Annotated in this window: 14 protein-coding genes; 5 read left to right on the plus strand and 9 right to left on the minus strand. The window is 72.4% G+C overall.

Annotated elements, in window-relative coordinates; all coding sequences use genetic code 11:
* Positions 1 to 53 precede the first annotated feature (53 nt).
* The 4 genes from ACIQ1J_RS20950 to sigE all read right to left on the minus strand — a co-directional run bounded on the left by ACIQ1J_RS20950 (position 54) and on the right by sigE (position 4,399).
* Positions 54 to 515: a sec-independent translocase gene (locus ACIQ1J_RS20950; protein ID WP_403558598.1), complete on the minus strand. Its 462-nt coding sequence runs from the start codon at positions 513 to 515 to the stop codon at positions 54 to 56.
* A 148-nt stretch (positions 516 to 663) separates the two neighbouring features.
* Complete coding sequence (locus ACIQ1J_RS20955) at positions 664 to 2,664, minus strand: trypsin-like peptidase domain-containing protein (RefSeq protein ID WP_403558600.1); 2,001 nt, start codon at positions 2,662 to 2,664, stop codon at positions 664 to 666.
* A gap of 95 nt (positions 2,665 to 2,759) precedes the next feature.
* Positions 2,760 to 3,659, minus strand: coding sequence for a zf-HC2 domain-containing protein (locus tag ACIQ1J_RS20960; protein ID WP_403558832.1), 900 nt, complete (start codon positions 3,657 to 3,659; stop codon positions 2,760 to 2,762).
* Between the two features lie 68 nt (positions 3,660 to 3,727).
* Positions 3,728 to 4,399 (minus strand): RNA polymerase sigma factor SigE, encoded by a 672-nt coding sequence (gene sigE, locus ACIQ1J_RS20965; RefSeq protein ID WP_310871372.1) that lies wholly within the window; start codon positions 4,397 to 4,399, stop codon positions 3,728 to 3,730.
* A 285-nt stretch (positions 4,400 to 4,684) separates the two neighbouring features.
* On the opposite strand from sigE, the gene ACIQ1J_RS20970 reads away from it, so the two are divergent.
* The gene (locus ACIQ1J_RS20970; protein ID WP_307852241.1) at positions 4,685 to 5,383 is read left to right on the plus strand and encodes an O-methyltransferase; all 699 of its coding nucleotides are present in this window, start codon (positions 4,685 to 4,687) and stop codon (positions 5,381 to 5,383) included.
* 117 nt (positions 5,384 to 5,500) lie between these two features.
* Here the strand turns inward: ACIQ1J_RS20970 and ACIQ1J_RS20975 are convergent, their stop codons facing one another.
* Positions 5,501 to 5,668 (minus strand): DUF3117 domain-containing protein, encoded by a 168-nt coding sequence (locus ACIQ1J_RS20975; RefSeq protein ID WP_003966491.1) that lies wholly within the window; start codon positions 5,666 to 5,668, stop codon positions 5,501 to 5,503.
* Between the two features lie 379 nt (positions 5,669 to 6,047).
* Between ACIQ1J_RS20975 and ACIQ1J_RS20980 the strand changes: the two genes are divergently transcribed.
* On the plus strand, positions 6,048 to 6,851 hold the full coding sequence (locus ACIQ1J_RS20980) for an enoyl-CoA hydratase/isomerase family protein (protein ID WP_403558602.1): 804 nt from the start codon (positions 6,048 to 6,050) through the stop codon (positions 6,849 to 6,851).
* Positions 6,852 to 6,929: 78 nt separating this feature from the next.
* On the opposite strand, the gene ACIQ1J_RS20985 is transcribed toward ACIQ1J_RS20980, so the two are convergent.
* Positions 6,930 to 7,541, minus strand: a complete 612-nt coding sequence (locus ACIQ1J_RS20985; protein ID WP_403558604.1) for a DNA-3-methyladenine glycosylase I — start codon at positions 7,539 to 7,541, stop codon at positions 6,930 to 6,932.
* Positions 7,538 to 7,897 carry a DivIVA domain-containing protein gene (locus ACIQ1J_RS20990; protein ID WP_403558834.1) on the minus strand — a complete coding sequence of 120 codons (360 nt, stop codon included), beginning with the start codon at positions 7,895 to 7,897 and terminating at the stop codon, positions 7,538 to 7,540. Before ACIQ1J_RS20990 ends, ACIQ1J_RS20985 begins: the two co-directional genes overlap by 4 nt.
* 232 nt (positions 7,898 to 8,129) lie before the next feature.
* On the opposite strand from ACIQ1J_RS20990, the gene folP reads away from it, so the two are divergent.
* On the plus strand, positions 8,130 to 8,990 hold the full coding sequence (folP, locus tag ACIQ1J_RS20995; RefSeq protein ID WP_210963752.1) for a dihydropteroate synthase: 861 nt from the start codon (positions 8,130 to 8,132) through the stop codon (positions 8,988 to 8,990).
* 273 nt (positions 8,991 to 9,263) lie between these two features.
* Here the strand turns inward: folP and ACIQ1J_RS21000 are convergent, their stop codons facing one another.
* Entirely contained in the window at positions 9,264 to 10,022 is a 759-nt protein-coding gene (locus ACIQ1J_RS21000; protein WP_210963751.1) for a TIGR00730 family Rossman fold protein, read from the minus strand.
* Between the two features lie 108 nt (positions 10,023 to 10,130).
* Entirely contained in the window at positions 10,131 to 11,210 is a 1,080-nt protein-coding gene (gene dapE, locus ACIQ1J_RS21005) for a succinyl-diaminopimelate desuccinylase (RefSeq protein WP_403558606.1), read from the minus strand.
* Positions 11,211 to 11,294: 84 nt separating this feature from the next.
* Between dapE and ACIQ1J_RS21010 the strand changes: the two genes are divergently transcribed.
* Together ACIQ1J_RS21010 and ACIQ1J_RS21015 are read left to right on the plus strand one after the other, a co-directional pair.
* Positions 11,295 to 12,290: a heavy metal transporter gene (locus ACIQ1J_RS21010; RefSeq protein WP_403558608.1), complete on the plus strand. Its 996-nt coding sequence runs from the start codon at positions 11,295 to 11,297 to the stop codon at positions 12,288 to 12,290.
* 321 nt (positions 12,291 to 12,611) lie between these two features.
* Positions 12,612 to 13,061, plus strand: coding sequence for an ATP-binding protein (locus ACIQ1J_RS21015; RefSeq protein ID WP_403558610.1), 450 nt, complete (start codon positions 12,612 to 12,614; stop codon positions 13,059 to 13,061).
* The last annotated feature ends 3 nt before the right edge of the window (positions 13,062 to 13,064 follow it).

Here is a 13,064-nt window from a genome sequence, read left to right on the forward strand (position 1 = left end):
ACGCACGGCGGGGGAGTCGGCTTCCGCGCCGTACCGCGGCCCGCGGGACGGACTCAGGTGGCGTCCGCGTCGAAGGGCGGGCGGCCGTCGATGGCGGGACCCTCGGACTTCTTGGACATCTCGGGCTTCTTGGACATGTCGACGCGACCGCCGGTGGATCCGGACGCCGAGGAACCGGACGACGACTCCGACTCGCGGCCGTGGACCGCGTCGGTGACCTCGGCCATCTCCTTCTTCAGGTCGAAGCCGTTGCGGATCTCCTTCAGCCCCAGCTCGTCGTTGTCCAGTTGCTTGCGGATGAACGTCTTGGGGTTGAGGTCCTCGAACTCGAAGTCCTTGAACTCGGGGCCCAGCTCCTGCCGGATGTCCTGCTTGGCGCTGTCCGAGAACTCCCGGATCTTCCGGATGGTGCGGGTCACGTCCTGGATGACCTTGGGGAGCTTCTCCGGACCGAAGACGAGCACGGCGAGGACGACGAGCGTCACCAGCTCTAGTGCGCCTATGTCATTGAACACCTGAAGCTCCTTGGGATGTCCGGGCCGCCACCACGGTACCCGCCGACCCCGTCCGACCGGTACCGTCCCGTGAGCTCCGAGTGCGTGTATGCGGACGCTTTCCGAATTGTTTGCCTTCCTGGCTCCTTGTGGGGGCCTGCGCGGCCACTCAGTCCCCACCGGAGGAGCCGAGCACCAGTGAGACGTTCGTCTCCTTGCCGTCGCGCTCCAGCGTCAGTTCCAGGCGGTCGCCGGGGCGGTGGGCGCGGGTCGCGACGATGAGTTCCTCGCCGGAGTGCACGCGCCTGCCGTCGACGGCGGTGATCACGTCCCCCGGCCTGATGCCGGCCTTGGCCCCGGGACCGCCGGTGGTGACCGCGGGTCCGCCGTCGCCGCCCTTGGCGCCGACGCGGGCGCCGTCACCCGAGTAGTTCATGTCGAGGGTGATGCCGATGACCGGGTGGGTGGCCTTGCCGGTGTTGATCAGTTCCTCGGCGACGCGCTTGCCCTGGTTGATGGGGATGGCGAAGCCGAGCCCTATGGAGCCGGCCTGACCGCCGTCCGAATCGGCGCCGCCGCCGTCGGCGGACCGGATGGCGGAGTTGATGCCGATGGCCCTGCCCTGGGCGTCCAGGAGGGGGCCGCCGGAGTTGCCGGGGTTGATGGGCGCGTCGGTCTGCAGGGCGTCGACGTACGAGACGTCGCTGCCGTCGCCTTCCTCGCCGCCCGCCGTGATGGGCCGCTCCTTGGCACTGATGATGCCGGAGGTGACCGTGCCGGCCAGGTCGAACGGGGCGCCGATGGCGACGACGGGGTCGCCGACCCGCGTGTTGTCGGAGTTTCCGAGGGGCAGGGGGGTGAGGCCGCTGACGCCCTTCACCTTCACCACGGCGAGGTCGTATCCGCTGTCGCGGCCGACGACCGTGGCCTCGGCGGTGTCGCCGCTGTTGAAGGTGACGGCGATCTCGCCGCCGGGTCCCGCGGGCTCCACGACGTGGTTGTTGGTCAGGATGTGGCCGCGGTCGTCGAGTACGAAGCCGGTGCCGGTGCCCGCGGCGTCGCCGCTCACGTGCAGGGTCACCACGCTGGGCAGGGCACGGGCGGCGATCCCGGCGACGCTGCCCGGCGCCCGCTCGGCCGCTTCCCTGCCGGCCTGCGGCAGTTCCACCGTCCCCACGCCGCCGTTCCGCTCCAGGTACGTGCCCAGCGCGCCGCCGATGCCGCCGGAGACCAGGGCGATCAGCAGCGCGCCGCCGACGATCACCTTTCCGGCCCGCTTGCGCCGCTGCTCCCGCGTCGGCGCGCCCGCGCCGTTCTGCTGAAGGGGCGCGGCGGCGGCCGAGGCTGCCCAGGGGTCGTAACGCCCCCAGGGGTCGGTGCCTCCCGGGCTGCCACCGCCCGGGACGGCGGGCGCCGGCGCCTCCGGCGCCCCCACCGCGGGATGAGGCACCGCCCCTGCCCTCGTGCCCTGCGCCGGTGCCACCGGCGGGGCGGGAGGCGGCGCGTCCGCCAACGCCGGGTCGGGCATCGCCCCCGGAAGCGGAGCCTGCGGCGGCACCGCGGTCGCGGGGCTCGCCGCCGGGTGCCGGACCAGCGGAACCGGAGGCGGCGCGTCCGCCAACGCCGGGTCGGGCATCGCCCCCGGAGGCGGAGCCTGCGGCGGCACCGCGGTCGCGCCGGACGCGGGAAGCCCCGCCGCCACCGTGCCGTGCGCCGGCGTCGCGGCCGCCGGATGCTGCACCGGCGGAGCGGGGGCCCAGGGACCCGGCTCGCCGTACGGCGGGGTGCTGTACGGGTCGGGGTCGTGCATCGGCTTGGGACGCTCGCCGACGGGCGCGACGGTCGGGCCGGCGTCGCCGTCGACACCGCCGGAATCAGCGCCCTCACCGGCGTGCGGACCCGCACCGGCGCCCGCGCCCCCGTACGGGTCGGCGTCCGTGTGTACGTCCGTCTCGGTCACCGGCCGGTCGAGTTCGTAGTCCCCCTCGTCGGCCACGCGGATCGGCGCCGGGCGTTCCAGTTCGAAGTCGCCCCCGTCGGCCACGTCACCACCGCTGCCGGTGGTGTGGGCCGGGCGAGGGCGTTCCAGTTCGAAGTCGCCGTCGGTCGCGTCCTCGGACGAGCGGGGACGACTCCACCACTTCGCCTTCGTGGGCTTCCCCTCGTTCATTTTCTCCCCCGCAGCTGGCCGCAGATCGTCGGCTTCAAGGGCTCTGGTGCCACCCGAGATTCAATCAGGTCCGCGGGCCGGCGCGCAGAGTCCGGTCAGGGAGCCGGACGGTGGGAGGCGGCGGGGGACGCCGCCGGATAGGGGGACGGGAGCGGGTCGGGAACGGGTGCGGCGAACAGGCCTGGCGGCCTGACCTCGGGGACTGTCGACCAGGCGGACAGGGCCGGCGGCGGAACGGCTTCGAGCGGACGTATCAGCGGGGACATGGCGGCGGCACCGGCCGTCACCGGCGTCGTCAGCTCACGCGCGGCCTGCTCCGCGGAGGCGGGCAGCCCGGGCAGCAGCGGCGCGGACATCGCGGTGGGGGCGACCGGGGTGTCGCCGAGCACGCGCTGCCCCTGGACCTGCCCGAGCAGTGGACCGCGGCGGCGCTGGTTCTCCGAGCCCGTGACCGCTCCCGCGCCCTGGGTGCGCGTCGGCGTCACATTGCTGCCGCTGCCGGAGCCGCGGGCCTCCGTGGTGGTGTCCGGCGTGCCGACGGTGACACCGCCCAGCGCGATCGCGGCCAGCGACACCGCACCGGCGGCGGCGCAGGCGAACCGCAGGCCGCGCGAGGACGACCGCTCGGACTCGTGCCGGCTCACGTCGTGGATCCGGAAGCCCCTCCCCGGTGAGGAGGGCGACAGCACGGCGGAGTGCGGCCGGGCGGGGACGTAGTCGAACTCGAACCGCTCGCCACGCTTCGTGCCGAAGACCCCGTCGAGGCCACCGGCGAATCCTCCGCCGGCCAGCGGCGAGCCGCCGCCGTCCGTGTCACCGCCCCCGGGAAGCCCCTGGAGACGTGCCAGGAAGCTCTCGGAAGGGGCCGGCGGTGCCGCTTTGGCGAAGACGTTCTTCAGCCGGCGCTGCGCGTCCACCTCCGCCTTGCATTTCGGGCAGGTGGCCACGTGCGCCAGTACACGCTCACGCGTGTCATGACCGAGCTCCCCGTCCACCAGGGCGGAGAGTCGGTCTCCCAGATGCTGCTCTGCGAGGTGTCCCTCGGATTCCGGCCGTGATCCGCTCACGCGCTCGTGCCCCCTCCTCCCAGTGCGGGAACACGGGCCGCGAACGAGCGACGCTCGGCACGCGCCTTGGGAGACCGGTGCGCGAGTGCCTTGCGCAACTGGGAGCGGCCGCGGTGGATCCGGGAGCGGACCGTACCGAGCTTGACGCCGAGGGTCGCGGCGATCTCCTCGTACGACAGCCCCTCGATGTCGCACAGGACCACGGCGGCGCGGAACTCGGGCGCGAGGGTGTCCAGCGCCTGCTGGACGTCCGCGTCGAAGTGGGCGTCGTGGAAGACCTGCTGCGGGTTGGGCTCCTTGCTGGGCAGCCGCTCGGCCGCGTCGTCGCCGAGCGCGTCGAAGCGGATGCGCTGCTTGCGGCGGACCATGTCCAGGAAGAGATTGGTGGTGATGCGGTGCAGCCAGCCCTCGAAGGTGCCCGGCGTGTAGGTCGACAGCGACCTGAAGACGCGGACGAAGACCTCCTGGGTGAGGTCCTCGGCATCGTGCTGGTTGCCGGTGAGGCGGTAGGCGAGGCGGTAGACCCGGCCGCTGTGGGTGCTGACGATCTCCTCCCAGGTGGGCGGAGTCCACGCCTGCCCGTCCGCGTCGCTGGAGAAGGTCGCGGTCTGGGCGTGTCCCGTGGTGGGACCGTTGGCGTGGCTGTGGTCAGCAGCGGTGTCGTTCACGGATTTCGGCCTGCCTGCCGATCCGAGGAAGCGCCGCAGCACTCCTCCCCGATCCGCTGGTGCGGCCGCACCTCCCCTGTCGGCTCTGGTGGTGTCCAGTGGAGCCCCTACCATAGCCACCTCGCCCGTTAGCTCCGGATAAGCGGTTTTACGAGAATTTGATCTGGGCCGGCACGGCTCGTACGGCTGCGTCAGCACTTGCTGGGCGCCCTGGTCCATCCGCCACCCCCGTCGCAGCCCCGGCCGCTCGGTCGTCTCTCTGCTCCCCTTTGAACGACCGGTCCCATCTGCGGGTTCCCGACGCCAACGGATACAGTCACGCCGAGGCAACGACGGGGACAGGAGAGGGTCATTACCGGCAACCGGCAGACGAGCTGGGCGTTCGCCGACGCCTATGTCGCCGAGGACGACGCGCTGCTCTGGGCACGCGACCGGGCCCGGGAGGCGGGCCTGCGTTCGGTGACTCCCGGCACGGGCTCCGCGCTGGGGTTGCTCGCCGCCGCCGTGGACGCCAAGGCCGTCGCGGAGATCGGCACCGGGTGCGGCGTCTCCGGGATCCATCTGCTGCACGGCATGCGGCCGGACGGGGTACTGACCACGGTCGACCCGGAGCCGGAGCACCAGCAGTTCGCCCGCCAGGCATTCCGGGCCGCCGGCTTCGCCAGCAACCGGGCCCGCTTCATTCCGGGCCGCGCCCTGGACGTCCTGCCCCGGCTCGCGGACGCCGGTTACGACCTGGTGTTCTGCGACGGCGACCGCCTGGAGTACCTGGACTATCTCGCTGAATCGTTGCGCCTGCTGCGCCCCGGAGGTCTTGTCGCCTTCGAGGGCGTCTTCGGCGCCGGCCGGACGATCGACTCCGGACCACAGCCCACCGAGGTGCTGCGGCTGCGGGAAGTACTGCGCGCGGTGCGCGAGAGCCAGGAGCTGGTGCCGTCGCTGCTGCCGGTGGGCGACGGGCTGCTGTGTGCCGTCAAGCGGTGAACGCCCGCCCCGAGGGCCCACGGGAAAAATCCGTGATCTCACGTGAAAAAAGAAAAACAATCACCCCGGCACCATGTCCGGTACCGGGGCGACTGAACGGATATGGTCGCTCGCGCGTCAGCCGACGACCTTCTTGAGGGCGTCGCCGAGCGCGTCGGCCTCGTCGGGGGTCAGCTCGACGACGAGTCGACCGCCGCCTTCGAGCGGAACGCGCATGACGATGCCCCGCCCCTCCTTGGTCACCTCGAGCGGGCCATCACCCGTCCGCGGCTTCATGGCCGCCATGCTCGTTCCCCTTCCTGATACCAGCTCACCGTCACCGCCGACGGCCCGTGAGGGCACGCGCAGTCCGGCATGGACGCGCGACACCGGCATCGAACACATTGCTTCCCAGCCATTATCCCGCATCCCAGGACCCGATGACCAACATCGGTCGGCATCGCTTGGGCAACGCGCGCGAGCAAAACCACTCAATTCGGCGATGTGACTGCGATACTGCGCACCCCCGACCACTTCCGCCGAATGGATACGGACCGGAATTCTTTGACGCAGGTCACATCTCCCGAGCGATCCGTTGCCGGTGATCTCCGTCATGCTGTGTCCCGGACACAGACGTCCGACCCACTCGTACGACCCACACGTACGACGACGCGGAGGGGAACCCATGGCCGACACCGTGCTCTACGAGGTGAGCGACGGGCTCGCGACGATCACGCTGAACCGCCCCGAGGCGATGAACGCGCTGAACATCGAGACCAAGGTCGCGCTCAGGGAGGCGGTGCGCTCCGCGGCGGGGGACGACGCCGTACGGGCGGTCCTGCTGACCGCGGCCGGGGAGCGGGCGTTCTGCGTGGGCCAGGACCTCAAGGAGCACATCGGACTGCTGGCCTCCGACCGGGAAGCGGGCTCGGGCCAGACCATGAGCACGGTCAGCGAGCACTACAACCCGATCGTGCGGGCGCTCGCCGAGGCCCGGAAGCCGGTGGTCGCCGCCGTGAACGGCGTGGCGGCCGGGGCGGGCTTCGGCTTCGCGCTCGCGGCGGACTACCGGATCGTCGCGGACACGGCGGCCTTCAACACGTCCTTCGCCGGGGTCGCGCTCACCGCCGACTCGGGCGTCTCCTGGACCCTGCCGCGCGTCGTCGGCCCCGGGCGCGCCACCGACCTGCTGCTCTTCCCGCGCAGCATCGGTGCCCGGGAGGCCTACGAGCTGGGCATCGCCAACCGGGTCGTACCCGCCGCCGACCTGCGCGCCGAGGCGGAGCAGACGGCGCGGGCGCTGGCGGAGGGGCCGACGGTGGCGTACGCGGCGCTGAAGGAAGCGGTGGCCTACGGGTTGACGCACTCGCTCTCCGAGACGCTGGACAAGGAGGAGGAGCTGCAGTCCCGCGCGGGTTCCTCGGAGGACCACGCGATCGCGGTGCGGGCATTCGTCAACAAGGAGAAACCGCGCTATCTGGGCAAGTGAGCCGTGATCGTCGGCCGCGGTGGCCGTCCCCGGGGGCGGCCGCCCGCGGCCCCCGCTCCGGCCTGGAGGGCCTCGTCCTCAGACTGCCCCGGAAGGGCTGCCGGACAGGCTCTCCCGCACCACGCATGACTCCAGGTGGTCGTCGACCAGTCCGCACGCCTGCATCAGCGCGTAGGCCGTCGTCGGCCCGACGAAGCGCAGGCCCCGCTTCTTCAGGGCCTTGGACAGCGCCGTGGACTCCGGTGTGACGGCCGGGACGTCGGCGAGGGTCTTCGGCACCGGGCGCCCGTCCGGGTCGGGGGCGTGCGACCAGATCAGCTCGTCCAGCTCACCGGGGCCCCACTCGGCCAGCACGCGGGCGTTGGCGAGGGTCGCGTCGATCTTGGCTCGGTTGCGGATGATGCCCGAGTCGGCGAGGAGGCGTTCGCGGTCCTCGTCGGTGAAGGCCGCCACCTCGGCGATCTCGAAGCCGGCGAAGGCGGCGCGGAAGCCGGGGCGGCGGCGCAGGATGGTGATCCAGGACAGGCCGGACTGGAACGCCTCCAGGCTGAGGCGTTCGTACAGGGCGTCGTCGCCGTGGACCGGGCGGCCCCATTCCTCGTCGTGGTACGTCACGTAGTCCGCGGTGGACAGGGCCCAGGGACAGCGCGGCACGCCGTCCGGCCCGGCGACGGCCTCTCCGGCGCTCACTGCTGCTCCTCCTGGGCCGGCTTCTCCATGGAGACGTGCTGGTGGGCGACGGCGGCCCGGGCGCCGGCCAGGGCCGACTCCAGGTCGGAGATGCGGGCGTCGCGCTCGGCCAGCTCGGCGCCAAGGCGGCCGAGGGCGTCGTCGACGTCCGCCATGCGGTAGCCGCGGGCGGCGAGCGGGAAGCGGAGGCGTTCCACGTCCGTGCGGCCCACCGGGCGGTCCGGGGGCAGGGAGTCCCGCAGACGCTCGGGGGCGGCGTCGGGCAGCGGCCCGCTGTCGCCGCCGCTCACCACGGCGAGCGTCACCGCGGCGACCACGACGGCCAGCGCGACGACTAGGAAGAGGAACATGACCATCGCTGAGGCCCCCATGGCCGGGTCGAGCGCGGCGATCGCGTGGGTTCGAGGATCCGACGGATCGCGTGGCTGCTTGGATCGGAGTCGGAACCAGGTTCCGAGCCGGAGTCGGTTGTGTCGGGTCCGATCGTGCCATGCGAGTCTGACAGTCGGGGCCGCAGGCGGTCGAAGGCCGCCCCGAGGTCGATCAGGCGGAACGCGAGAACGGTGTGGACGAGAGATGTCACAGGGGATGCTCAGGCTGGGCAGGCGTGAATTCGCGGCGCACGAGCCGGTGATCATGGCGATCGTGAACCGGACCCCGGACTCCTTCTACGACCAGGGGGCGACCTTCCGCGACGAGCCCGCCCTCGCGCGGGTGGAGCGGGCGGTGGCCGAGGGCGCCGCGATCATCGACATCGGCGGAGTGAAGGCCGGGCCCGGGGACGAGGTGTCGGCCGAGGAGGAGGCGCGGCGGACGGTGGGGTTCGTCGCGGAGGTGCGGCGGCGGTTCCCGGACGTCGTGATCAGTGTGGACACCTGGCGGCACGAGGTCGGCGAGGCCGTGTGCGAGGCGGGGGCCGACGTGCTGAACGACGCGTGGGGCGGCGTCGACCCGAAGCTCGCGGAGGTCGCCGCGCGGTACGGGGTGGGGCTGGTGTGCACACACGCCGGCGGCGCCCAGCCGCGGACCCGGCCGCACCGGGTGACGTACGACGACGTCATGGCCGACATCCTGAAGGTGACGCTGGGGCTGGCCGAGCGGGCGGTGGCGCTGGGGGTGCCGCGGGAGTCGGTGCTGATCGATCCCGGCCACGACTTCGGGAAGAACACGCGGCACAGCCTGGAGGCGACGCGGCGGCTCGGGGAGATGGTGGACACGGGGTGGCCGGTGCTGGTGTCCCTGTCCAACAAGGACTTCGTCGGGGAGACGCTGGACCGGCCCGTGAAGGAGCGGGTGCTGGGGACGCTGGCGACGACGGCGGTGTCGGCGTGGCTGGGGGCGCGGGTGTACCGGGTGCACGAGGTGGCGGAGACGCGGCAGGTGCTGGACATGGTCGCGACCATCGCGGGACACCGGGAGCCCGCCGTCGCCAGGCGGGGACTGGCCTAGCTAGGGGGTGTTGTTCGGGTCGGGCCGGCTCCGGGCGACGGTGCCCTGCGACCGGCCCGGGCGGGGCGTGGTGCGTGCGGCCGCGAGGCGGAGGAGGGCGACAGGGCGGGAACCCTGGCAACCGACGACAACGCCGCTGGGGGCACCTCCCACGCCCTTCAGGCAGTCGGGGAGCGCGTGCCGGGCCCCGCGAGCACGGCAAGATCCGAACGGCGCGCCCAGACACCGGCTCGGGCGCCAGGGGGCGTCGCCCCCGGCGCTCCCGGTCCGTGCCTACCGCCCCGCCTCCTTGGAGACCAGGGCGACCGCCTCGTCCACGTCGTCCGTGACGTGGAAGAGCAGGAGGTCCTTCTCCGCGGCCTTGCCCTGGGCGACCAGGGTGCCGCGGAGCCAGTCGATCAGGCCGCCCCAGTACTCGGAGCCGAACAGGACGATGGGGAAGCGGGTCACCTTCTGGGTCTGCACCAGGGTGAGGGCCTCGAAGAGTTCGTCGAGGGTGCCGAGACCGCCGGGCAGGACCACGAAGCCCTGCGCGTACTTCACGAACATCATCTTGCGGACGAAGAAGTACCGGAAGTTCAGGCCGATGTCGACGTACGGGTTGAGCCCCTGCTCGAAGGGCAGCTCAATGCCGAGGCCGACCGACGTGCCCTTCGCCTCCAGGGCGCCCTTGTTGGCCGCCTCCATGGCGCCGGGCCCGCCGCCGGTGATGACCGCGAAGCCGGCCTCCACCAGGCCGCGGCCCAGGCGCACGCCCGCCTCGTACTCCGGTGAGTCCACCGCCGTACGGGCGGAGCCGAAGACGCTGATCGCGGGCGGCAGTTCGGCGAGCGTGCCGAAGCCCTCGATGAACTCCGACTGGATGCGCAGGACGCGCCAGGGGTCGGTGTGGACCCAGTCGGTCGGGGCACGCTCGTCCAGCAGGCGCTGGTCCGTGGTGCTCTTCTGGACCTGACCCCGCCGCCGGAGGACAGGGCCCAGGCGCTGCTCCTCCGGTGGCCGCTTCTTGCCCTCGGGGTTGCCGGTAGCCATGCGCGCTCCCTCCAGTTGCAGGTTCTTCCACCTCAGCGTAGATCTACGCGGGTTACGTACGAGGGACCTGAGCATGTCCGTCACACAGCGGCGTAAACCCGGCGTGGATCACGCCGTCAGCCAGGACCGCAGGCGCTCCTCCCCCGCGAGGATCTTCGCCGTCTCGACCCGCTCGTCCCGCTTGTGCGCCAAGTGCGGGTTGCCCGGGCCGTAGTTGACCGCGGGGACGCCCAGCGCCGAGAAGCGCGACACGTCCGTCCAGCCGTACTTGGGCTGCGGGGTGCCGCCCACCGCTTCGATGAAGGCCGCCGCGGCCGGGTGGGACAGCCCCGGCAGGGCCGCGCCGCTGTGGTCGTCGACCACGAACTCCGTCACCCCGCAGTCCGCGAAGACCTCCCGCACGTGGGCGAGGGCCTCCTCGGGGCTGCGGTCCGGGGCGTAGCGGAAGTTGACCGTGACCACGCACTCGTCGGGGATGACGTTGCCCGCGACCCCGCCCGTGACGCCGACCGCGTTCAGGCCCTCGCGGTACTCCAGGCCGTCGATGACCGGGTGGCGGGGCTCGTAGGCCGCCAGGCGCGCGAGGATCGGGGCGGCGGCGTGGATGGCGTTGGACCCCATCCAGGAGCGCGCGGAGTGCGCCCGCTCCCCCGTCGTCCTCAGCAGCACCCGCAGCGTGCCCTGGCAACCGCCCTCCACCTGGCCGTCGGACGGTTCGAGGAGCACCGCGAAGTCGCCCTCCAGCCACTCGGGGTGGGCCTCGGCGACGTGTTTGAGACCGTTCAGCTCGGCGGCGACCTCTTCGTTGTCGTAGAAGACGAAGGTCAGGTCGCGGTTGGGGGCCGGGACGGTCGCCGCGATGCGCAGCTGGACCGCGACGCCCGCCTTCATGTCGCAGGTGCCGCAGCCCCACAGGACGCCGTCCTCGTCGAGCCGGGACGGTACGTTGTCGGCGATCGGGACAGTGTCGATGTGGCCGGCCAGGATCACGCGCTCCGCCCGGCCCAGGTCCGTGCGGGCCACCACGTTGTTGCCGTACCGCTCGACCGACAGGTGCGGCAGGGCGCGCAGGGCGCTCTCGATCGCGTCCGCGAGCGGCTCCTCGGTGCCGCTCTCGGAGGGGAAGTCGACGAGCCGCGCGGTGAGCTCCGCGGCGTCCAGCGTGAGGTCAAGCGGGGTATCGGCCATGGCCCCGACCCTAACGCCCCCGCCTTTTCGGGCACTGTCCGTACCCGGCGGACACCACTCCCTACCCTCCAGTACCTTGTACGCGTGCTTCAGCCGTCGCCATCCCGCAAACGCCATGGCCGCCTTCTCCGTTCCGGCGCGGCCTTCGTGGTCCTGCTCGCGGTCGCCGGGTACCTCACGGTGCAGTACGTCACCGGGGGCGCCCCGGGCTGCGAGGTCGTCTCGGCCGAGGACGACCGGACGACCTACGAGTTCACGCCGGAGCAGGCGGTGAACGCGGCGACGATCACCGCCGTGGGCACCGCGCGCGACCTGCCGGAACGGGCGGTGACGATCGCGCTGGCGACCGCGCTGCAGGAGTCGGCGCTGCGCAACATCGACTACGGCGACCGCGACTCGCTCGGTCTGTTCCAGCAGCGCCCCTCCCAGGGCTGGGGCACTCCGAAGGAGATCATGGATCCGGCCTACTCGGCGGGCAAGTTCTACGACGGGCTGGTCGAGGTGCCCGGCTACACCCGTCTCCCGCTGACCGTCGCCGCCCAGCGCGTGCAGCGCAGCGGCTTCCCGGATGCCTACGCCAAGCACGAGACGGATGCCAGGCTGCTCGCCGCCGCGCTGACCGGACGGTCCGCGGCGACGCTGACCTGCGAGGGACGCCCCGGCGCGGCCCGCGCCCAGGGTCCGGACGCGGTCCGCGCGGCGCTCGTACGGGACTTCGGGCAGGACGTGCTCCAGTCGGCCGGAACGGCCGTGGACGACGCGTCCGCGGTGCCCACGGCCTCGCCCGCACCGAGCACGGGCGGCGCGGGCGGCGCGGGCGCCACGGGCGGCTCCGACGGTCGGACCGTGACGCTGCCCGTGACCGGCGCGGGTGCGCAGGAGCGCCTCGGTCAGCGCGGCTGGCAGCTGGCGCACTGGGCGGTGGCCAACGCCACCTCGCTGCGCATCGAACGGGTCTCCTACGCGGGCCGGGAGTGGACCGCGGGAAGCACCGACAACAAGTGGCGTCCGGCGGATTCGGGCAGCACCGGCGGCGCCGAACGGGCCGCGGGCGCCGTCCGCATCACCTCCGCGCGGTAGCGCTCGCCCGTACGGGGCGTCACTCCTGGGAGTTACCCGCACCGGCGTCGGGTCGACGCGGTGCGCGGGTTTTCCGGTCACCACCCGCGGATCCTCCGGAGCCCAGGAAGAACAAGGGCTGTAAGGATTCGGCAGACTTTCCGACCGGCGCCCTTTTGCCCGTTTTTCTGTGCACCTGATAATGCGACACGTTACCAACTCTTTACTTTGTGTCGCCGCAACCTTCGTGGCCTTCAAGCGGTAGTCACTGCGTCCGAGCCCGTCGATCACTCGCCGGGCACGGTCGGATTCCTCATCACTGACTTCCGTCGAAGGAGCATCATGTCCCTCCCCCTGACCCGCCGGATCGCCCGTGCCGCGCTGCTCGTCGCTGCGGGAGCGGCTGCCGGGGTCGGTGCGGCCGGCTCCGCCAGCGCGGCTCCCGAACTGCCGGCCACCCCGAACCTCGGGGGACTGACCGCCCTGGACGGGGCGAACGTCGGCAACACGGTGGACGCCGCGGCCCAGAACGTCACCGAGACCGCGGGCGACGCCGGCAGCAAGGCCGTCAGGAAGTCCGTGCCGGCCGCGGGCAAGACCGGTGGCTCGGTCGTCAAGAAGACCACTCCGGTGGCCCAGAAGACCGCCGGGGACGCGGCGGGCTCCGCCGGGGAGATCGTCGGTGACACCACGGGGACCGCCACCGAAGGCGGGCTGCCCACGGACGCGCTGGGTAAGGGCGGGCTGCCGGCCACCGGTTCGCTGCCGGTCCAGGGGCTGCCGCTCGGCTGACAG

The organism is Streptomyces sp. NPDC097107 (assembly GCF_044762405.1).
Taxonomy (GTDB): domain Bacteria; phylum Actinomycetota; class Actinomycetes; order Streptomycetales; family Streptomycetaceae; genus Streptomyces; species Streptomyces thinghirensis.